The organism is Pseudomonas sp. FW305-70 (assembly GCF_058783925.1).
This window is the reverse complement of sequence record NZ_JBYSYZ010000012.1, coordinates 158,319-177,974: the sequence shown is the minus strand read 5'-3', so window position 1 is coordinate 177,974 and position 19,656 is coordinate 158,319. Positions and strand designations below refer to the sequence as shown.

Sequence of the window (19,656 nt, the reverse complement as noted above, 5' to 3'; positions counted from 1 at the left end):
GGCGGTGTGTCAGTCGACTGATTTTTGACTGACACACCGCCTTCGCGAGCAAGCCCGCTCCCACATTTGATGTATGTTGGCTGTTATTGCGTGGTGGCCTTGAGGCCGGTTAGCAGCAACCGCTGATACAAATCCTCCTTCAGTCCTTCAGGATTGGCCAGCTGCATGCGCTCCAGATGCTCCGGGAACGCTGTTGCTTCCGGCGCATCCAGCGCTGCCTTGCCCAACTCCAGCACCTCGCTCAGCTTGAACTTGCTCTTGAGCCAGTTCAGCGCCCGCAACACATCTCGCTCGACCTCGGTGAAATCACAGCCCAGCGGATACTCCGGAAAAAGCCGCGGATGCCGCGCCTGGATCTCCTGCAACCGCTGCGGAGTGTTATCGGTAAAGCGCGGCTCGAGTCGGAAGTCCTTGGGCAGTTTGCCGACCTTCTGCGCCTGTTCAATCAATCCCGACTGAAAACGCGAGTCGCTGATATTGAGCAAAGCCTCGATCACTGCCGCATCGGTTTTGCCACGAAGATCGGCGATGCCATATTCGGTGACCACCATGTCCCGCAAGTGCCGGGGAATCGTGCAGTGGCCATACTCCCAAACGATGTTCGAGCTGACGTCGCCGCCAGACTCACGCCAGCTGCGCAGCAGCAACACCGAGCGCGCGCCTTGCAGCGCATGCCCTTGAACCACGAAGTTGTATTGCCCGCCTACACCGCTGAGTACGCGCCCATCTTCCAATTGATCCGCCACCGCGGCACCAAGCAAGGTCACGGTGAACGCGGTGTTGATGAACCGCGCATCCAGGCGCTGCAAGCGCTTGAGTTCTTCCTGCCCGTAAAGCTCGTTGATGTAGCTGATGCGGGTCATGTTGAATTCGAGCCGCTTGTTTTGTGGCAATTCGCGCAAGCGTTCGTAGTAGCTGCGCGGACCGAGGAAGAAACCGCCGTGCACCGAGATGCCATCGGTTTGCGCAGCCTCGTCGAGGGTGCCGGCATTCGCCTGCTGCTGGGTCGCCACGTCCGGATAAACCTTGCGCCGCACGATTCCGGCATCAGCCAGTACCAACAAGCCATTGACGAACATTTCGCTACAGCCATACAGGCCTTTGGCGAAGGGATCGGCGCCGCCCTCGCGCTCGATCAGTTGCGCCCAGTGGCTGAGGTTTACGTCGGCCAGCAACGCCTTGTAAGCGTCGTTGTCCGCTTGCCGCGCCAGCAGCGCCGCCGTCAGCGCATCGCCCATGGAGCCGATGCCGATCTGCAACGTACCGCCGTCACGCACCAGGGTACTAGCGTGCAGGCCGATGAAATGGTCCTGGCACCCCACCGGCATGTTCGGCGTGGAAAACAGCGTGGTGTGGTCTTTCTCATCGATCAGCAAGTCAAAGGTGTCGATGCCCAGTTCCGCATCGCCGGGCATGTAAGGCAGATCGTCGTGCACCTGGCCGACCATCAGGATGGTTTCTCCGGCGGTGCGGCGCTTGGCGATCATCGGCAACAGGTCGAGGGTGATGTCGGGGTTGCAGCTCAGGCTCAAGCGGTCGGGATGCTCGGCATGGCTGGCCACCAGTTGCGCCACCAGGTTCAACCCGGTGGCATTGATGTCCCGCGCCGCATGGCTGTAGTTGCTGCTGACGTAATCCTGCTGCGCCGTGGCACTGTTGAGCAGGCTGCCGGGCTGCATGAAAAACTGCTGGATGTGGATGTTGCCCGGGAGTTGATCGCGACGCAGGTCGGCGAGGAAATCCAGCTCCGGATAATCGCCGAAAACCCGTTCGATAAAGGGTTCGAGGAAGCGCTTTTGCAATCCGTCGCCCAAGGGCGGGCGGCCCAGACACAACGCGGTGTAGATCGTCAGCCGCCGCTCGGGCAACTGTGCGATTCGTCGATACAACGCGTTGACGAAGTGATTGGGTTTGCCCAACCCCAGAGGCAAGCCCATGTGGATATGCGCCGGCAACCTTGCCAGGACGTCATCGACTGCCTGTTCGATAGAGCACAGCTGAACCATCGGATCCTCCCTCACGTTCCATGACTTGAGTTTGGACCGAGATTGCCGGGTCTTTGCTGCAATGAACAACCTGTATCGGCCAACCGCCCGACACAAATACCTTGTAGGAGCGAGCTCGCTCGCGATGGTCGTCAACGATAACGCGGCGAGCCTGACGCCCCACGGCGCCTTCGAATTCATCGCGAGCACGCTCGCTCCTACAGGGATTGAGGGCACAAAAAAACCGTCCGAAGACGGTTTTTTGCGGAAGATCTGGCGCTTACTTCAAGCCGGACATCTTTTGGATGGCGCCTTTGAGTTCGGCGTCTGCACAATCGGCGCAGGTGCCTTTTGGCGGCATCGCGTTGATACCGGAGATCGCTTTGGCAAGCAGGCCGTCAATACCACCTTCTTTCTTGGCGCGCTCGCCCCAAGCGGCAGCATCACCGACTTTCGGTGCGCCCAACAGGCCTGAACCGTGGCAAGCGTTGCAATGTTTTGCAATCACTTCATCCGGGGTTTTTGCACCACCACCGCCGCCGGCGGAAGCGGCCACTTCCATGCCCTTGCACTCTTTACCCTGAACACAGACCTGGCCGACTGGCTCAAGGCGTTTGGCGATATCGTCGTTGGTCGCAGCCTGAGCGCTGACACTGACAGCCCATAGGGCCAATACGGTTGCTGGTGCAGCCAGCATTTTCATAATTAGGTTCACGCGTTCACCCTCAATGGTGGCTAGTCACGCCTACGGCCACGGTTCGCAGGCGGGCGCAAGTATAGCGGTAAGCCCGTCGCACTGAAACAACCCCAAAGTCGCAAGGGTCTTAGGCGGCGGCGGAAAAACGGCCCGGGCGCCTCTGCAATGCTGGCAGGACGCCTCTTTTCTTAGAAATTCGCCGGCGTGGCTGCGCTGATTAGTCGCGCAGGCGCATCGAACGGATTCCGGAAACGGTGTGGCTTGGTACTTTCAAAGTAGTAGCTATCACCGGCTTCGAGGACAAAAGTTTCGAGACCGACCACCAGTTCCAGTTTTCCTTCGACCAGGATGCCGGTTTCCTCGCCCTCATGGGTGAGCATCTCGTCACCGGTGTCGGCACCTGGCGGATAGATTTCATTGAGGAACGCGATAGCCCGGCTCGGGTGGGCCCGGCCGACCAGTTTCATGGTCACGGCGCCATCGGAAATATCGATCAGCTCGTTGGCCTTGTAGACGATCTGGGTCGGCTTTTCCTGCAGGATTTCTTCGGAAAAGAACTCGACCATGGACATGGGAATCCCGCCCAACACCTTGCGCAACGAACTGATCGAAGGGCTCACGCTGTTCTTTTCGATCATCGAAATGGTGCTGTTGGTGACACCCGCCCGTTTGGCGAGCTCACGCTGGGAAAGGCCTTTGAGCCTACGGATGGATTGCAGTCGTTCACCGACGTCCAAAGCTTGCGCCTCCAGGATTCAAAATTGTTGGAATAGTGGACGTTATCATGGCGACAGCGTTCAGTATTTACAACACCTTGACCTGAATCCTGCTCAGCGAGGCGACTTCCGGTCTGGAGCCTTGCGCACTAAGCCCCGGAATAGAGCAGTGGCACCCGGCGCAGGTTGCAGAAAATCTGGTACGGAATCGTACCAGCAGCCATGGCCACGTCGCTGGCGAGGATGTTTTTGCCCCACAACTCGACGGTCGAACCGAGACCGGCCTGCGGCACATCGGTCAGGTCGATGCAGAGCATGTCCATCGACACCCGGCCGATCAACTGGCTGCGCTGCCCGGCAACCAGCACCGGGGTGCCGGTCGGTGCCAGACGCGGGTAGCCGTCGGCGTAACCCATGGCCACCACACCAATGCGCATCGGTTTAGGCGTGATGAATTTGGCGCCGTAACCGACTGGCTCGCCAGCCGGCAGTTCGCGGACACTGATGACTTTCGATTCCAGGGTCATCACGGGTTGCAGGCGTGAGGCAACTTCATTGGCCTCTTCGAACGGCGTGGCGCCATAGAGCATGATGCCGGGACGTACCCAATCGCTCGGAATCTGTGGCCAACCGAGCACCGCCGGCGAGTTGCGCAGGCTGACCTCGGCGGACAAGCCCTTGCGCGCCGCTTCAAATACCGCCACCTGATCGGCACTGGCCTGTTCGTGCAGTTCATCGGCACGCGCAAAGTGGCTCATCAGCACGACCTTCGCGACCTTGCCGCTGGCCAGCAGCCGTTGATAGGCCGCCTGATAATCCGCCGGATGCAGCCCCACACGGTGCATGCCCGAATCGAGCTTCAGCCACACGGTGATCGGCCTGCTCAACGCGGCTTTCTCGATGGCTTCGAGTTGCCACAGCGAATGCACCACGCACCAGAAATCATGCTCGACGATCAGCGCCAGTTCATCGGCTTCGAAAAAACCTTCCAGCAGCAGGACAGGTGCACGAATGCCCGCCGCCCGCAGTTCCAGCGCCTCTTCGATGCAGGCCACGGCAAACCCGTCCGCCTCGGCTCCCAGCGCCTGGGCGCAACGCACCGCGCCATGGCCATAGGCATCGGCCTTGATCACCGCGAGGGCTTTGGCCCCCGTCAGTTCACGGGCGATTCGGTAGTTGTGACGCAGGGCTTGAAGGTCGATCAGGGCACGGGCAGGACGCATGGCGGCACACTTCTGGTCGGGTTATCGGGAAGAAAAACCGGCGCTGGCTGACAGCGTGAACCGCCAACAGCACCGGGAGAGGGATCTGTCTGAAAGCTTATGGCAGAGCGGCTACAACCGACAGCTCGACCAGGATTTCCGGTTCGCAAAGTTTCGACTCAACGGTGGCACGGGCCGGGGCGACGCCTTTTGGCAGCCAGTTGTCCCACACCGCGTTCATGCCTTCGAAGTGCGCATCGATGTCTTTCAGGTAAATCGTCACCGACAGCAGGTTGTGCTTGTCGGTGCCGGCCAGATCGAGCAAACGCTCGATGTTGGCGAGGGTTTCACGGGTCTGCTGTTCAATCCCGGCGTTCATGTCGTCGCCTACCTGTCCGGCCAGGTAAACCGTGCCGTTATGGGTGACGATCTGACTCATGCGCTCATTGGTGAGCTGGCGCTGGACTGACATGCTTTGCAGACTCCTGGGTTTTGTTGCCATAACGGGAAATATCGAGGCCTTCGGCGCTGATCTGCGGCTTTTTCTTCGCCATCAGGTCGGCCAGCAAACGGCCGGAACCGCAAGCCATGGTCCAGCCGAGTGTGCCGTGACCGGTGTTCAGGAACAGGTTCTTGAACGGGGTGGCGCCAACGATCGGCGTGCCATCCGGAGTGGTCGGACGCAGGCCGGTCCAGAAATCGGCTTGGGCCAGATCGCCGCCCTGAGGATAAAGGTCGTTGACGATCATCTCCAGGGTTTCGCGGCGACGCGGGTTCAGCGACAGGTCAAAACCGGCAATCTCGGCCATGCCGCCGACGCGGATGCGGTTGTCGAAACGGGTGATCGCGACCTTGTAGGTCTCGTCGAGAATGGTCGAGGTCGGGGCCATCGCCGAGTTGGTGATCGGCACAGTCAGGGAGTAGCCCTTGAGCGGGTACACCGGCGCCTTGATCCCCAGCGGCTTGAGCAGTTGTGGCGAGTAGCTGCCGAGGGCCAGCACGTAGCGGTCGGCGGTTTCCAGCTTGCCGTCGATCCACACGCCATTGATGCGGTCACCGGCGAAGTCGAGGCGCTGAATGTCCTGGCCGAAACGGAATTGCACACCGAGGTTCGCGGCCATCTCGGCAAGCTTGGTGGTGAACATCTGGCAGTCGCCAGTCTGGTCGTTCGGCAGGCGCAGGGCACCGGCGAGGATGTCCGTAACACTTGCCAGCGCCGGCTCAACGCGGGCAATACCGTCGCGGTCGAGCAGTTCGAACGGCACGCCGGACTCTTTCAGCACGGCGATGTCTTTCGCGGCGCCGTCCAGTTGAGCCTGGGTGCGGAACAGTTGGGTGGTGCCGAGGCTGCGGCCTTCGTAGGCGATGCCGGTTTCGGCACGCAGTTCATCGAGGCAGTCACGGCTGTACTCGGACAGACGGACCATGCGCTCCTTGTTCACCGCGTAACGGCTGGCAGTGCAGTTGCGCAGCATCTGTGCCATCCACAGGTACTGGTCGATGTCGGCAGTGGCCTTGATTGCCAGGGGCGCGTGGCGCTGCAACAGCCACTTGATGGCCTTGAGCGGCACACCCGGTGCGGCCCACGGCGAGGCATAACCCGGCGAGACCTGCCCGGCGTTGGCGAAACTGGTCTCCATGGCAGCAGCCGGCTGCCGGTCGACGACCACCACTTCAAACCCGGCACGGGCCAGATAATAAGCACTGGTGGTACCGATGACGCCGCTGCCCAAGACCATGACGCGCATTTTCATATCCCTCATCGCGGCTAACCGCTGACGTTTGTTGTTCAGAGCTTTAGATGCGCGCAGTGTAAAAAAGATTTGCCAGTGCTTTTCACTATATAAGCGCCTATATTTGGCGACAATTCTCGGCAAAAACCCTTTTCACGGAGGCGCATCCCCTATGCGGACCAACACTCAGACCAAACGTGAGCTGGACAAGATCGACCGCAACATCCTGCGGATCCTGCAAGCGGACGGGCGGATTTCCTTTACCGAGCTTGGGGAAAAGGTCGGGCTCTCGACCACGCCCTGTACTGAGCGGGTCCGGCGACTGGAGCGCGAGGGAATCATCATGGGCTACAACGCCAGGCTCAATCCGCAACACCTGAAGGGTAGTCTGCTGGTGTTCGTCGAGATCAGCCTGGATTACAAATCCGGCGATACGTTCGAAGAGTTCCGACGCGCGGTGCTGAAACTGCCCCATGTACTGGAGTGTCATCTGGTGTCAGGGGATTTCGACTACCTGGTGAAGGCGCGGATTTCCGAGATGGCCTCGTACCGCAAATTGCTGGGCGACATCCTGCTCAAGCTGCCCCATGTGCGGGAATCCAAGAGCTATATCGTGATGGAAGAGGTGAAGGAGAGCCTGACCCTGCCGATTCCCGATTGAGATTGGCGGCGTCTGTTCAGCCGCTTTCGCGAGCAAGCCCGCTCCCACAGTTAATCCGTGTCGAACATAAACTTTGTGTTCACTGAAGATCCAATGTGGGAGCGGGCTTGCTCGCGAAGGCAGCGACTCGGTCTATCTAGACCAGCACCTGCCGGGTGCTGGCCATATACTCGAACACCTGTTTCTCCACCCGCGGATGAATCAACTCCACCGGCCCGCGCCCATTGGGGCATGGCAAGGTCTTGGTGGTGCCGAACAACCGGCAAATCAGCGGCCGTTCGTCATACACCGTGCAGCCATTGGGCCCCAGATGCACACAGTTGAGCTCCTCCATGGCGGCATCCTGCTCGGCGCGCGTCTTGCGCGGCAGGCGCGACATTTCTTCCGGCGAGGTGGTCACCGGCCCGCAGCAGTCATGGCAGCCGGGCACGCACTCGAATGAGGGAATCTGTTGGCGCAATGTGCGGATTGTCTGGCTGTTGCAGCTCATTGCAGCGGTGACCCAAAGCGGAATAGAGCGCGATTCTGACGCAAAAGCCCCGATTCAGACAGCACCAGCCGACCAATGTTGCCCGTACGGGAAGGTCCGGCATATGCTCCGTCAAATTTTCTAAACGCAAGAATCAGGAATACGCACATGCCCCCCCGTGCTCAACAGCCTGCTCTGAACCACACTGCGTCCTACTACGCCGCCACCAGCCTGCCGCAGCCCGAACTTCCGGTGCTCAAAGGCGAAGTGCGGGCCGATGTCTGTGTGGTGGGCGGCGGGTTTTCGGGGTTGAACACGGCGCTTGAGCTGGCCGAACGCGGGCTCAGCGTGGTGTTGCTTGAGGCCCACAGAATCGGCTGGGGTGCCAGTGGACGCAATGGCGGGCAGCTGATTCGCGGCGTAGGCCACGGCCTTGATCAGTTCACCAACGTCATCGGTGTCGACGGCGTGCGGCAAATGAAACTCATGGGCCTGGAAGCCGTGGAAATCGTCCGGCAACGGGTCGAGCGTTTCCAGATCCCCTGCGACCTGACCTGGGGTTACTGCGACCTCGCCAACAAGCCCCGCGACCTTGAAGGGTTCGCCGAGGATGTCGAAGAGCTGCGCAGCCTCGGCTATCGCTACGAGACCCGTTTGCTGCAAGCCAACGAGATGCACACCGTGGTCGGCTCCACACGGTACGTCGGCGGCCTGGTCGATATGGGCTCGGGGCACCTGCACCCACTGAACCTGGCCTTGGGCGAAGCGGCGGCGGCGCAACGACTGGGGGTCCGACTGTTCGAGCGGTCGGCCGTGACCCGCATCGACTATGGCCCCGAGGTCAAGGTCCATACCGCCGAGGGCTCGGTGCGCGCCAAGACCCTGGTGCTGGGCTGCAACGCCTACCTCAACAACCTCAACCCGGAACTCAGCGGTAAAGTACTGCCCGCCGGCAGCTACATCATCGCCACCGAACCACTGGGCGAAGAACAGGCCCACGCCCTGCTGCCGCAGAACATGGCGGTCTGTGACCAACGGGTGGCGCTGGACTACTACCGGCTCTCGGCGGACCGGCGCCTGCTGTTTGGCGGCGCCTGCCATTACTCCGGCCGCGACCCGAAAGACATCGCCGCGTACATGCGCCCGAAAATGCTCGAGGTTTTCCCGCAGCTGAGCGCAGTGAAGATCGAGTACCAATGGGGCGGCATGATCGGCATCGGCGCCAATCGCCTGCCGCAGATCGGCCGGCTCAAGGACCAGCCGAATGTGTATTACGCCCAGGCCTATTCCGGTCATGGCGTGAATGCCACGCACCTGGCCGGCAAGCTGCTGGCCGAAGCCATCAGCGGCCAGCACAGCGGCGGCTTCGATCTGTTCGCCCGGGTGCCGCACATCACCTTCCCCGGCGGCAAGCATTTGCGCTCGCCGTTGCTGGCGCTGGGGATGTTGTGGCATCGGCTGAAAGAGTTGGTCTGAAGGATTGTCGGTGTCAGCTCTGACGCCTTCGCGGGCAAGCCCGCTCCCACAGGGTATGACGGTGTTCACAAAATTTGCGCTCACCGCCGGTCCTTGTGGGAGCGGGCTTGCCCGCGATGAGGCCCTGAAGAACACTGCAACATTCAGATCCGCCAGAAAGGCTTCAGCCCCTCCTCCAACGCCTGCTCCCGCGTCAGCCCGACATCCTTGAGCTGATCCGGTGTCAGCGCCAGCAACGCCTTGCGCGTATGCAGCCGACGCCAGAACTGATCCCAACGACTCTGGCCGGACGACGCAGTGTGCATGCCCGCCTCCCGCGCGCCGTTGTTCTGCCCTGTCGCCAGTTCCTGACTGTGTAATGTCAGCCGCACATCGCTCAAACCGTTCATCTTGGGTGCTCCTGTTTACTTGGGTAGCCAGAGGTTCCATGATGCGCGGGCGGGTAAAAGCATTACAGATTCAAAGCGACTGTATTAACTCCATACAGTTTTGCCGATTCCGCCACTGAATCCCGATTTTTCATCTTATCTGTACTGGTTAACCGAACCTTCCCTATCGAGGCTGCACCATGACCCTTTACGTCAACCTGGCCGAACTGCTCGGCACGCGTATCGAACAGGGCTTCTATCGCCCCGGTGACCGGCTGCCCTCGGTACGGGCGCTGAGCGTCGAGCACGGCGTCAGCCTGAGCACGGTGCAGCAGGCCTATCGGGTGCTGGAGGACAGTGGACTGGCCACGCCACGTCCCAAATCCGGGTACTTCGTCCCGGCCAGCCGCGAACTGCCGGATTTGCCGGCAGTCGGCCGCCCGGCCCAACGGCCGGTGGACATCTCCCAATGGGATCAGGTGCTGGAGTTGATTCGCGCCGTGCCGCGCAAAGACGTGGTGCAACTGGGCCGCGGCATGCCGGACATCACCAGTCCAACCATGAAGCCACTGTTGCGCGACCTGGCACGGATCAGCCGGCGGCAGGACATGCCCGGCCTGTATTACGACAACATCCACGGCAACCTCGAACTGCGCGAACAGATCGCCCGCCTGATGCTCGATTCCGGCTGCCAGTTGGGTGCCAGCGACCTGGTAGTGACCACCGGTTGCCACGAAGCGCTGTCCACCAGCATTCGGGCGATCTGCGAACCGGGAGACATTGTGGCGGTGGACTCGCCGAGCTTTCACGGTGCGATGCAAACCCTCAAGGGCCTGGGCATGAAGGCTCTGGAAATCCCCACCGATCCACTGACCGGTATCAGCCTCGAAGCGCTGGAACTGGCCCTGGAGCAGTGGCCGATCAAGGTCATACAGTTGACCCCCAACTGCAACAACCCGCTGGGCTACATCATGCCGGAGTCGCGCAAACGCGCGTTGTTGATGCTTGCGCAGCGGTTTGACGTGGCGATCATCGAGGACGATGTGTATGGCGAACTGGCCTACACCTATCCGCGCCCGCGCACGATCAAGTCCTTCGACGAGGACGGTCGCGTCCTGTTGTGCAGTTCGTTTTCCAAGACCCTGGCACCGGGCCTGCGCATCGGCTGGGTCGCACCCGGCCGCTATCTGGAACGGGTGCTGCACATGAAATACATCAGCACCGGCTCCACCGCGCCGCAACCCCAGATCGCCATCGCCGAGTTTCTCAAGGGCGGCCACTTCGAACCGCATTTGCGGCGGATGCGCACTCAATACCAGCGTAATCGCGACATGATGATCGATTTGGTAACCCGCTACTTCCCGGCCGGCACCCGCGCCAGTCGCCCACAAGGCAGCTTCATGCTGTGGGTCGAACTGCCGGAAGGCTTCGACACCCTGAAACTGAATCGCGCCTTGCACGACCAGGGCGTACAGATTGCCGTGGGCAGTATTTTTTCCGCCTCCGGCAAATACCGCAATTGCCTGCGCATGAACTACGCTGCCAAGCCAACACCGCAGATCGAAGACGCGGTGCGCAAGGTCGGTGCGACAGCGATCAAACTGCTGGCGGAAACCGATCAGCTCAGCGACTGACTTTTATTCTGGATTCAGCGTCCATATGCCTGACTATGCCGCCAAACGGAACGACCCCACGTGAGAGTCAGACAGCCCCTGCTTGCTCTTGTGCTACTCGCCGCGTTCCTGGGCGGTTGCGCCAGCCTCGACGTACAGCGTGTACCGAGCCAGGCGCTGCCGGCTTCAGACTCAGCATTTGGCCGCTCGGTCCAGGCACAGGCCGCGCCTTACAAGGGCCAGTCGGGCTTTCGCCTGCTATCGGACAGCACCGAGGCCTTCACCGCCCGTGCCGAACTGATCCGCAACGCCCAAAGCAGCCTCGATTTGCAGTACTACATCGTGCACGACGGCATCAGCACACGCATGCTGATCGAGGAATTGCTCAAGGCCGCCGACCGGGGCGTGCGGGTGCGGGTACTGCTTGATGACACGACCAGCGATGGCCTGGACCGCGTCATTGCCACCCTCGCCGCGCACCCGCAAATCCAGATCCGAGTGTTCAATCCGCTGAACCTGGGCCGCAGTACGGGGGTGACACGTACCACTGGCCGACTGCTCAACCTGTCGCAACAGCATCGACGCATGCATAACAAGTTGTGGCTGGCGGACAGCAGCATGGCCATCGTCGGCGGGCGAAATCTGGGGGATGAGTATTACGATGCCGAGCCCAACATGAATTTCACTGACATCGACTTGCTCGGTGTCGGCCCGGTTGCCGAGCAACTCGGGCACAGTTTCGACCAATACTGGAACAGCGCCCTGAGCAAGCCGATCGACGAATTCCTGTCGAGCAAACCCACCCTCCACGACCTGGAAAACACCCGCACCCGACTGGAAGAGTCCCTGGCGGAAACCCGCAAGCAGGATCACGCGCTCTACAAACACTTGATGACCTTCGCCACCCATCCGCGCCTGGACATCTGGCGCCGCGAACTGATCTGGGCCTGGAACCAGGCATTGTGGGATGCACCGAGCAAGGTACTGGCCAAGGGCGAGCCCGATCCGCAGTTGCTGCTGACCACGCAATTGGCGCCTGAACTCGACGGCGTCCGCAAAGAGCTGATCATGATTTCGGCTTATTTCGTGCCTGGCCAACCCGGGCTGGTGTACCTGACCGGGCGCGCCGATGCCGGCGTTTCGGTGCGTTTGCTGACCAATTCACTGGAAGCCACGGACGTTCCTGCGGTTCACGGTGGTTACGCGCCCTATCGCAGGGCATTGCTGGAACATGGCGTGAAGCTGTACGAATTGCGTCGCCAACCCGGCGAGGGAGGCGGCAGCGGTAGCGGGCCGCATCTGTTTTCCAGCAGCTCCTATCGCGGCTCCGATTCCAGCCTGCACAGCAAGGCGATGATCTTCGACCAGCAGAAATCCTTTATCGGCTCGTTCAATTTCGACCCGCGGTCAGTGCTGTGGAACACCGAGGTCGGCGTGCTGGTGGACAGCCCGGAATTGGCTGCACGGGTCCGCGAACTGGCGCTGCAGGGCATGGCGCCAGCCCTGAGCTATCAAGTGGAGCTGGAGAACGGTCAGATTGTCTGGAGCACAGAAGACGACGGAAAAATGCACACCCTGACCAAGGAGCCAGGGAGCTGGTGGCGTCGTTTCAATGCCTGGCTGAGCAACACGGTTGGGCTGGAGCGGATGTTGTAGCTGCTGCCTGGCGGAGCTCTTGTGGCGAGGGGGTTTGTCGGAACGCCGCATCGCCCCGTTCGGCTGCGAAGCAGTCGTAAAAGCAAACAATCCGGTAGTCAGACAAAATGCGATTGCAGGGCTTGGCACTGCTTCGCAGCGCAACGGGGGCAAGCCCCCTCGCCACAGGTTTTGTATTCTCAGCTAAGCCGGTTGCACCGCACCAAACGCCCCTTGCCGCGACACAACGATCAACACGCCCAAGGCCCCGACTGCCATCAGCAACGGCAACGCATGGCCGCTGATCCACTGGCTGCCGGCGCCCGCCAGCAGCGGCCCGACCAGGCAACCAATGCCCCACAGCTGGGCGATGTGCGCGTTGGCCCGCACCAGCGCATCGTCGCGATAACGCTCGCCGATCAGGATCAGTGACAAGGTGAACAAGCCGCCGGCACTGGCACCAAACAAAACCCACAGCGGCCAGATCAGCAGCGTATCGATCAGCATCGGAATCGCCAGGCTAGACACCAGCAAGACGACTGCGCAGCCGGTAAACAACGCCCGGCGCGACAAGCGATCGGCCAACGCACCAATCGGCAATTGCAGCACCGCATCGCCAACCACCACCGTACTGACCATCGCCAAGGCGATCTCCGTGGTGAAACCCTGGCGCAGGCAATAGACCGGCAGCAGGGTCAGAATCATCGCCTCGAACGCGGCGAACAGCGACACCGCCCAGGCAATCGCCGGCAGGCCACGACAGAAAGCGAGCAAATCACTCAAGGTCACGCTGCTGGCTTCGCTGCTCGGCGCACCACTGCGGCCCAGCAACAGGAACGGAGCCGCCATCAGCAAACCGACACCCACCCAAAAGCCATAATCGTGTTCGGTACCGAGAAACCCCAGCAACACCGGGCCTGCCAGCTGACTCAGCGCATAGCTGCTGCCATACAGCGCCACCAGCCGCCCGCGCCACTCCTCGACCACCAATTGATTGATCCAGCTTTCACCGATAATGAATACGAGGGTCAGGATCACCCCGATCATCAACCGCAGCACCAGCCAGACCGGATAACTCGGCAACAGCGCCAGCAATCCGATCGAAACCGCCCCGGCCCACAGGCACAGGCGCATCAGATTGGCCGTGCCGAATCGCGCCGCCAGATGGCTGGAGATTTTCGCCCCCAACAGGACGCCAATGGCCGGCATCGCGGCCATGACACCAATGGCAAACGAGCCGTAGCCCCAGCTCTCCAGCCGAAACGACACCAGCGGCATGCTGACGCCCAGGGCCAGGCCGACACTCAGGACAGATGCCAAGACGGCGAAATAAGTCGCCCAACGCATGTTCCACGCTCCTGTGGATTGTTATTTCTTTCAGGCCATACAAAACAAATGTGGGAGCGGGCTTGCTCGCGAAGAGGCCATCACATCCAACATCAATGTTGGCTGATACACCGCCTTCGCGAGCAAGCCCGCTCCCACAAGGGATCTGCGTCGTTCGGGAGGCCTGCTGCCTCCCTCACGAGCTTACAACTTGATCCAGGTCGCCTTCAGCTCGGTGTACTTGTCGAACGCGTGCAGGGACTTGTCGCGACCGTTGCCGGACTGTTTGAAGCCACCGAACGGAGCGGTCATGTCGCCGCCATCGTACTGGTTGACCCACACGCTACCAGCACGCAGTGCGCGGGCGGTGAGGTGAGCCTTGGAAATGTCGGCTGTCCAGACCGCAGCGGCCAGACCGTACGGCGTGTCGTTGGCGATCGCGATGGCCTCTTCGGCGTTGTCGAATGCGATAACCGACAGTACCGGGCCGAAAATTTCTTCCTGAGCGATTTTCATCGCATTGCTCACACCGTCGAAAATCGTCGGCTCAACGTAAGTGCCGCCAGTTTCCTGGAGGGTACGCTTGCCACCGGCCACCAGTTTGGCGCCGTCGGCATGGCCGGACTCGATGTAGGACAGCACGGTGTTCATCTGCTGGGTATCGACCAGCGCGCCAACATTGGTCGCCGGATCCAGCGGGTTGCCCGGCTTCCAGGTTTTCAGCGCCTCGATCACCAGCGGCAGGAATTTATCCTTGATCGAACGCTCCACCAGCAAACGCGAACCGGCGGTGCAGACTTCGCCCTGGTTGAAGGCGATGGCGCCAGCAGCGGCTTCGGCAGCTTCCTGCAGGTTCGGCGCATCGGCGAAGACGATGTTCGGGCTCTTGCCGCCGGCTTCGAGCCAGACGCGCTTCATGTTCGACTCGCCGGAGTAGATCAGCAGTTGCTTGGCGATTTTGGTAGAGCCGGTGAATACGAGAGTGTCGACGTCGTTGTGCAGGGCCAGCGCCTTGCCGACGGTGTGGCCGTAACCTGGCAGCACGTTCAGCACGCCTTTCGGAATACCGGCTTCGACAGCCAGAGCTGCGATGCGGATGGCAGTCAGTGGCGATTTTTCCGACGGTTTGAGGATCACTGAGTTACCGGTGGACAGCGCCGGACCCAGTTTCCAGCACGCCATCATCAGCGGGAAGTTCCACGGCACGATGGCCCCGACCACGCCGACCGGCTCACGGGTCACCAGACCCAACTGATCGTGCGGGGTGGCGGCGACTTCGTCGTAGATCTTGTCGATGGCTTCGCCGCTCCAGCTCAGGGCTTGCGCCGCGCCAGGGACGTCGATGTACAGGGAGTCGCTGATTGGCTTGCCCATGTCCAGGGTTTCTAGCAGCGCAAGCTCTTCGGCGTGCTGTTTGAGCAGTCCGGCGAAACGGATCATGGTGGCTTTGCGCTTGGTCGGCGCCAGGCGCGACCAGACACCGGAATTGAACGTGGCGCGGGCGTTTTCCACGGCGCGCTGGGCATCGGCGGCGTCACAGCTGGCAATCCTGCCCAGCAGACGGCCATCGACCGGGCTGATGCACTCGAAGGTCTCGGCGGAAACGGCGTCGGTGTATTCGCCATTGATATAGGCGCGGCCTTCGATTTTCAGATCGCGGGCACGTTGTTCCCAGTCGGCACGGGTCAGGGTGGTCATGCGAGTGTCCTCCTCTTATTGATACGACACCCGCGTTCTTCGCGGGCGCTGTCAGGAATTCTGCCCGGCCAGCCTGCTTTTCGGCCGAAGGCATCCACCACCCTAAACCAGCCGCACATGAAGTTTCAATATATTTGACATAACGCCGGCAAACGGCCTTGCGATGTTCATTTTAATAAACATAGACTTTGGGCTCATCAACCAACCGCGCCGCAATCACGGGGAGATAACAACAATGAACATCCAGAACGTCGTCGACTTCAGCCAGGCTACCACTGCCGCCGAGCGCTACCGTCCGGATCCGGCCAAAGTGCTCAAGGGCGACCCGGAACAAGCGGTGTACAACCACTACAACAGTCCTTGTGGTCAGTTGAATGCTGGCGTGTGGGAAGGTGAAGTCGGACAGTGGACGGTGAATTTCACCGAGCACGAGTACTGCGAGATCCTGCAAGGGGTTTCGGTGCTGCGTGACAGCGACGGCAATGCCAAGACCCTGCGCGCAGGCGACCGCTTTGTGATCCCCGCGGGTTTTCGCGGTACCTGGGAAGTGCTGGAGCCGTGCCGCAAGATCTACGTAGCGTTTGAACAGAAGGCTTGAAGACTGCGTTGTCAGGGCTGGCCCCTTCGCGAGCAAGCCCGCTCCCACACTTGGTTGTCGCCGGACACAAATGTGGTGTTCACCGAAGCTCGAATGTGGGAGCGGGCTTGCTCGCGAAGGGGCTCTGACAGGCACTGCATAACCCACAGACAACAAAAAAGGCCCGTATCTCGCGATACGGGCCTTTTTCGTAAGAAAGAAAAATCAATTACTTGATTTTGCCTTCTTTGTAGATCACGTGCTTGCGAACAACCGGATCATATTTCTTGATCTCGATTTTGTCCGGGGTAGTACGCTTGTTCTTGTCGGTAGTGTAGAAGTGACCAGTACCGGCGCTCGAAATCAAACGAATCAATTCACGCATGATTAGCTCCCTTAAACCTTGCCATCGCGGCGAAGTTCGGCCAGCACGACAGTGATGCCACGCTTGTCGATGATACGCATGCCTTTGGCAGATACGCGCAGACGCACAAAACGTTTCTCTTCTTCAACCCAGAAGCGGTGATGCTGCAGGTTCGGCAGGAAACGACGACGGGTTTTGTTGTTTGCGTGGGAAATGTTATTCCCGGTTACCGGACCCTTACCGGTAACTTGACATACTCTAGACATGCCTCAGCCCTCTAAAACCACATGCCCAACCCGGCATGGGTTGGCCGCTTAATCTCTCAGTCATTTGGCGCCAGGCGCCGCGTTTCTTTAGAGGTCTTACCGGCTACACCTACAGTGAAGGAACCGGGCCCCTAGAAAAGAGCGCTGCTTTATACCAGAAAGACTGGAGAGCAACAACATTCAGTGTGCGTTGAATTCACAAAATCCCCGTTTTCCCGGCTCCGAGAGCTTTGGACAAAGGCTATCGCCGATGGCGACCGCTCGTCGCAGAGAATAGGGCATTGGGCCAACCAAGGGGGTTTCTCAACCGCTGCACAGCAAAATCAGTCGCCTATAGTCCTCTGAAAATGAAAAAGGGGATAGTCATTTACAAAAGAGCCCACTAGGGTAAGTCTTTTCCAGACTGCACTTGCAGATGGGCCTTCGATCTGTAAAGGAAGCCGACCATGCGCCTCGCTGCCCTACCGCTGTTGCTCGCCCCGCTTCTGCTGAGCCCACAAGCCTTTGCCGCCGCCCTGAGCGTCTGCACCGAGGCCAGCCCTGAAGGGTTCGATGTGGTGCAGTACAACTCGTTGACCACCACCAACGCCTCGGCCGACGTGCTGATGAACCGCCTGGTGGATTTCGACACGGCCAGTGGCAAAGTGGTCGCCAGTCTCGCCGACAGCTGGGAAGTCAGCCCCGACGGCCTGATCTACGTCTTCAAGTTGCACCCGCAGGTAAAATTCCATCGCACCGAGTACTTCACCCCAACGCGCGACCTGGACGCCGAAGACGTGATTTTCAGCTTCGACCGCATGCTCGACCCGGCCAATGCGTGGCACAAAGTCGCCCAGAGCGGCTTCCCGCATGCGCAATCGATGCAGTTGCCGGCGCTGATAAAGAAAATCGACGCCCTCGACCCACAGACCGTGCGCTTCACCCTCGACCACGCGGATTCGACCTTCCTGGCGACCCTGAGCATGGGCTTCGCCTCGATCTATTCGGCCGAGTACGCGGACAAGCTGATGAAGGCCGGCACGCCTGAAAAACTCAACAGCCAGCCGATCGGCACGGGGCCGTTCGTATTCACGCGCTTCCAGAAGGATGCCTCGGTTCGCTATAAAGCCAACCCCGACTACTTCGCCGGCAAACCCTCTGTCGATCCGCTGATCTTTGCCATCACACCGGACGCCAATGTCCGCTTGCAGAAATTACGGCGCAATGAATGCCAGATCGCCCTGTCGCCCAAGCCTCTGGACGTACAGGAAGCGCTGAAAGAGCCGACCCTGAAAGTCGAAAAGACTGACGCGTTCATGACCGCATTCGTCGGCATCAACAGCCAGCATCCACCGCTGGACAAGCCAGAAGTGCGTCAGGCCATCAACCTTGCCTTCGACAAGGCCAATTACATCAAAGCCGTGTTCGAAGACACCGCCGAAGCGGCCAATGGTCCGTATCCGCCGAACACCTGGAGCTATGCGAAAAGCCTTCCGGGGTATCCGCATGACGTCGAGAAGGCCAAGGCGCTGATGGCCAAAGCCGGGCTCAAGGAAGGCTTCCGGACCACCCTCTGGACCCGTCCTTCCGGCAGCCTCCTCAACCCCAACCCGAGCCTCGGCGCTCAACTGCTGCAATCCGACCTGGCGGAAATCGGCATCCAGGCCGAAATCCGGGTGATCGAATGGGGCGAGCTGATCCGCCGTGCCAAGGCCGGTGAACACGACTTGCTGTTCATGGGCTGGGCCGGTGACAACGGCGATCCGGACAACTTCCTCACGCCGCAGTTTTCCTGCGCCGCGGTCAAGTCCGGCACCAACTTCGCCCGCTACTGCAATGCGGACCTGGACAAGCTGATCAGCGCCGGCAAGACCACCGGCGAGCAAGGCGTGCGCACCAAGCTCTACGAACAGGCGCAGACGCAGATCCAGCAACAGGCGCTGTGGTTGCCCCTGGCCCACCCGACGGCCTTCGCGCTGACGCGCAAGGATGTCGAGGGGTATTCGGTCAGCCCGTTCGGGCGGCAGGACTACTCCAAGGTCAACCTCAAATAATCGACACACGAACCTGTAGGAGCGAGCTTGCTCGCGATGGACGTCAACGATAACGCGGAAAGCCAGACACCCCGCAGCGTTCTCGGGTTTATCGCGAGCAAGCTCGCTCCTACAAGGGGCCACGCCCTACATCCAGCCATACTCAGCCATCGACAGCGGATCTCCATCGCCAATGATGAAATGGTCGAGCACCCGCACATCAATCAACTCCAGCGCCTCTTGCAGACGCTTGGTCAGCACCCGGTCGGACTGACTGGGGTCACTGTTGCCCGAAGGATGGTTGTGGCAGAGGATCAATGCCGCTGCGTTGTTGGCCAAGGCGCGCTTGACCACCTCTCGCGGATGAACGCTGGTGTTGTCAATGGAACCGCGAAACAGCGTCTCAAACGCCAGTACCTGATGCCTGGAGTCGAGAAACAGGCAACCAAACACCTCATGCGGCTCATGGCGCAGCATTGATTTCAGGTACTCGCGAACCGCCTGCGGATTCTCCAGTGCCGATTTTTGACGCGCACGCTCGGCCAGATGGCGCCTGCTCATTTCTTGCGCAGCCTGCAACTGTGCAAATTTCGCCGGCCCCAGCCCCAACTGCTTGCTGAACGCTTCCTGATCGGCCTCAAGTAGCAAACGCAGGCTGCCAAACTGATTCAACAGATGTCGGGCCAAATCCACGGCGCTTTTACCGACCACGCCTGTCCGTAAAAATATCGCCAGCAATTCGGCGTCCGAAAGGCTTCCCGAGCCCTGTTCAAGCAACCTCTCCCGCGGCCGTTCCGCCGCCGGCCAATCGCGAATACTCATAACACCTCCCTGTCTGTGGGCGCCGCTGTTCCGTAG

At 60.4% G+C, this 19,656-nt stretch carries 19 protein-coding genes; 6 read left to right on the top strand and 13 right to left on the bottom strand.

Annotation, left to right across the window (positions count from 1 at the left end):
- Window positions 1–83 precede the first annotated feature (83 nt).
- The 6 genes from AC3WN7_RS12395 to dadA all read right to left on the bottom strand — a co-directional run bounded on the left by AC3WN7_RS12395 (window position 84) and on the right by dadA (window position 6,348).
- Window positions 84–2,006 (bottom strand): acetyl-CoA hydrolase/transferase C-terminal domain-containing protein, encoded by a 1,923-nt coding sequence (locus AC3WN7_RS12395; RefSeq protein WP_102673754.1) that lies wholly within the window; start codon window positions 2,004–2,006, stop codon window positions 84–86.
- Window positions 2,007–2,265: 259 nt separating this feature from the next.
- Entirely contained in the window at window positions 2,266–2,688 is a 423-nt protein-coding gene (locus tag AC3WN7_RS12390; protein ID WP_015097352.1) for a c-type cytochrome, read from the bottom strand.
- Between the two features lie 182 nt (window positions 2,689–2,870).
- Entirely contained in the window at window positions 2,871–3,419 is a 549-nt protein-coding gene (locus AC3WN7_RS12385) for a cupin domain-containing protein (protein ID WP_007975150.1), read from the bottom strand.
- A 128-nt stretch (window positions 3,420–3,547) separates the two neighbouring features.
- Entirely contained in the window at window positions 3,548–4,621 is a 1,074-nt protein-coding gene (gene alr, locus AC3WN7_RS12380) for an alanine racemase (protein WP_102673753.1), read from the bottom strand.
- Window positions 4,622–4,718: 97 nt separating this feature from the next.
- Window positions 4,719–5,072, bottom strand: a complete 354-nt coding sequence (locus tag AC3WN7_RS12375) for a RidA family protein (RefSeq protein WP_095964325.1) — start codon at window positions 5,070–5,072, stop codon at window positions 4,719–4,721.
- Window positions 5,044–6,348, bottom strand: coding sequence for a D-amino acid dehydrogenase (gene dadA / locus AC3WN7_RS12370; RefSeq protein WP_102673756.1), 1,305 nt, complete (start codon window positions 6,346–6,348; stop codon window positions 5,044–5,046). The genes AC3WN7_RS12375 and dadA overlap by 29 nt, the downstream gene beginning before the upstream one ends.
- Before the next feature lie 157 nt (window positions 6,349–6,505).
- Between dadA and AC3WN7_RS12365 the strand changes: the two genes are divergently transcribed.
- Entirely contained in the window at window positions 6,506–6,994 is a 489-nt protein-coding gene (locus AC3WN7_RS12365; protein ID WP_007975155.1) for an Lrp/AsnC ligand binding domain-containing protein, read from the top strand.
- 136 nt (window positions 6,995–7,130) lie between these two features.
- Here AC3WN7_RS12365 and AC3WN7_RS12360 read toward each other — a convergent pair whose 3' ends face one another.
- Entirely contained in the window at window positions 7,131–7,484 is a 354-nt protein-coding gene (locus AC3WN7_RS12360; RefSeq protein WP_007975156.1) for a YkgJ family cysteine cluster protein, read from the bottom strand.
- A 147-nt stretch (window positions 7,485–7,631) separates the two neighbouring features.
- Here AC3WN7_RS12360 and AC3WN7_RS12355 point away from each other — a divergent pair, with 147 nt between their 5' ends.
- Window positions 7,632–8,939, top strand: a complete 1,308-nt coding sequence (locus AC3WN7_RS12355) for an NAD(P)/FAD-dependent oxidoreductase (RefSeq protein WP_102673752.1) — start codon at window positions 7,632–7,634, stop codon at window positions 8,937–8,939.
- Between the two features lie 143 nt (window positions 8,940–9,082).
- Here the strand turns inward: AC3WN7_RS12355 and AC3WN7_RS12350 are convergent, their stop codons facing one another.
- Window positions 9,083–9,328 (bottom strand): DUF1127 domain-containing protein, encoded by a 246-nt coding sequence (locus tag AC3WN7_RS12350; RefSeq protein WP_095964327.1) that lies wholly within the window; start codon window positions 9,326–9,328, stop codon window positions 9,083–9,085.
- A gap of 179 nt (window positions 9,329–9,507) precedes the next feature.
- On the opposite strand from AC3WN7_RS12350, the gene AC3WN7_RS12345 reads away from it, so the two are divergent.
- Both AC3WN7_RS12345 and AC3WN7_RS12340 read left to right on the top strand, forming a co-directional pair.
- Window positions 9,508–10,941, top strand: coding sequence for an aminotransferase-like domain-containing protein (locus AC3WN7_RS12345; protein WP_102673751.1), 1,434 nt, complete (start codon window positions 9,508–9,510; stop codon window positions 10,939–10,941).
- 60 nt (window positions 10,942–11,001) lie between these two features.
- Window positions 11,002–12,576: a phospholipase D family protein gene (locus AC3WN7_RS12340; RefSeq protein ID WP_102673750.1), complete on the top strand. Its 1,575-nt coding sequence runs from the start codon at window positions 11,002–11,004 to the stop codon at window positions 12,574–12,576.
- 183 nt (window positions 12,577–12,759) lie between these two features.
- On the opposite strand, the gene AC3WN7_RS12335 is transcribed toward AC3WN7_RS12340, so the two are convergent.
- On the bottom strand, window positions 12,760–13,902 hold the full coding sequence (locus tag AC3WN7_RS12335) for an MFS transporter (RefSeq protein ID WP_102673749.1): 1,143 nt from the start codon (window positions 13,900–13,902) through the stop codon (window positions 12,760–12,762).
- Window positions 13,903–14,085: 183 nt separating this feature from the next.
- Window positions 14,086–15,579: an aldehyde dehydrogenase gene (locus AC3WN7_RS12330; RefSeq protein ID WP_015097360.1), complete on the bottom strand. Its 1,494-nt coding sequence runs from the start codon at window positions 15,577–15,579 to the stop codon at window positions 14,086–14,088.
- Window positions 15,580–15,814: 235 nt separating this feature from the next.
- Between AC3WN7_RS12330 and AC3WN7_RS12325 the strand changes: the two genes are divergently transcribed.
- Window positions 15,815–16,177, top strand: a complete 363-nt coding sequence (locus tag AC3WN7_RS12325; protein ID WP_095964331.1) for a cupin domain-containing protein — start codon at window positions 15,815–15,817, stop codon at window positions 16,175–16,177.
- Between the two features lie 208 nt (window positions 16,178–16,385).
- Here AC3WN7_RS12325 and rpmG read toward each other — a convergent pair whose 3' ends face one another.
- The gene (rpmG, locus tag AC3WN7_RS12320) at window positions 16,386–16,541 is read right to left on the bottom strand and encodes a 50S ribosomal protein L33 (protein ID WP_003177274.1); all 156 of its coding nucleotides are present in this window, start codon (window positions 16,539–16,541) and stop codon (window positions 16,386–16,388) included.
- 11 nt (window positions 16,542–16,552) lie between these two features.
- Window positions 16,553–16,786 carry a 50S ribosomal protein L28 gene (rpmB, locus tag AC3WN7_RS12315; RefSeq protein ID WP_007975166.1) on the bottom strand — a complete coding sequence of 78 codons (234 nt, stop codon included), beginning with the start codon at window positions 16,784–16,786 and terminating at the stop codon, window positions 16,553–16,555.
- A 446-nt stretch (window positions 16,787–17,232) separates the two neighbouring features.
- Here rpmB and AC3WN7_RS12310 point away from each other — a divergent pair, with 446 nt between their 5' ends.
- Window positions 17,233–18,819 carry an ABC transporter substrate-binding protein gene (locus AC3WN7_RS12310; RefSeq protein ID WP_102673748.1) on the top strand — a complete coding sequence of 529 codons (1,587 nt, stop codon included), beginning with the start codon at window positions 17,233–17,235 and terminating at the stop codon, window positions 18,817–18,819.
- A gap of 126 nt (window positions 18,820–18,945) precedes the next feature.
- On the opposite strand, the gene radC is transcribed toward AC3WN7_RS12310, so the two are convergent.
- Window positions 18,946–19,620, bottom strand: coding sequence for a RadC family protein (gene radC / locus AC3WN7_RS12305; RefSeq protein ID WP_095964333.1), 675 nt, complete (start codon window positions 19,618–19,620; stop codon window positions 18,946–18,948).
- Window positions 19,621–19,656 lie beyond the last annotated feature (36 nt).

Excerpts from the sequence above, each read along its gene's own strand:
- AC3WN7_RS12330 (WP_015097360.1), bottom strand. The coding sequence starts at position 15,579 with ATGACCACCCTGACCCGTGCCGACTGGGAACAACGTGCCCGCGATCTG.
- alr (WP_102673753.1), bottom strand. The coding sequence starts at position 4,621 with ATGCGTCCTGCCCGTGCCCTGATCGACCTTCAAGCCCTGCGTCACAAC.
- rpmB (WP_007975166.1), bottom strand. The coding sequence starts at position 16,786 with ATGTCTAGAGTATGTCAAGTTACCGGTAAGGGTCCGGTAACCGGGAAT.
- AC3WN7_RS12350 (WP_095964327.1), bottom strand. The coding sequence starts at position 9,328 with ATGAACGGTTTGAGCGATGTGCGGCTGACATTACACAGTCAGGAACTG.
- AC3WN7_RS12345 (WP_102673751.1), top strand. The coding sequence starts at position 9,508 with ATGACCCTTTACGTCAACCTGGCCGAACTGCTCGGCACGCGTATCGAA.
- AC3WN7_RS12310 (WP_102673748.1), top strand. The coding sequence starts at position 17,233 with ATGCGCCTCGCTGCCCTACCGCTGTTGCTCGCCCCGCTTCTGCTGAGC.
- AC3WN7_RS12335 (WP_102673749.1), bottom strand. The coding sequence starts at position 13,902 with ATGCGTTGGGCGACTTATTTCGCCGTCTTGGCATCTGTCCTGAGTGTC.
- dadA (WP_102673756.1), bottom strand. The coding sequence starts at position 6,348 with ATGCGCGTCATGGTCTTGGGCAGCGGCGTCATCGGTACCACCAGTGCT.
- AC3WN7_RS12365 (WP_007975155.1), top strand. The coding sequence starts at position 6,506 with ATGCGGACCAACACTCAGACCAAACGTGAGCTGGACAAGATCGACCGC.
- AC3WN7_RS12360 (WP_007975156.1), bottom strand. The coding sequence starts at position 7,484 with ATGAGCTGCAACAGCCAGACAATCCGCACATTGCGCCAACAGATTCCC.
- AC3WN7_RS12390 (WP_015097352.1), bottom strand. The coding sequence starts at position 2,688 with ATGAAAATGCTGGCTGCACCAGCAACCGTATTGGCCCTATGGGCTGTC.
- AC3WN7_RS12375 (WP_095964325.1), bottom strand. The coding sequence starts at position 5,072 with ATGTCAGTCCAGCGCCAGCTCACCAATGAGCGCATGAGTCAGATCGTC.
- rpmG (WP_003177274.1), bottom strand. The coding sequence starts at position 16,541 with ATGCGTGAATTGATTCGTTTGATTTCGAGCGCCGGTACTGGTCACTTC.
- AC3WN7_RS12395 (WP_102673754.1), bottom strand. The coding sequence starts at position 2,006 with ATGGTTCAGCTGTGCTCTATCGAACAGGCAGTCGATGACGTCCTGGCA.
- AC3WN7_RS12355 (WP_102673752.1), top strand. The coding sequence starts at position 7,632 with ATGCCCCCCCGTGCTCAACAGCCTGCTCTGAACCACACTGCGTCCTAC.
- AC3WN7_RS12325 (WP_095964331.1), top strand. The coding sequence starts at position 15,815 with ATGAACATCCAGAACGTCGTCGACTTCAGCCAGGCTACCACTGCCGCC.
- radC (WP_095964333.1), bottom strand. The coding sequence starts at position 19,620 with ATGAGTATTCGCGATTGGCCGGCGGCGGAACGGCCGCGGGAGAGGTTG.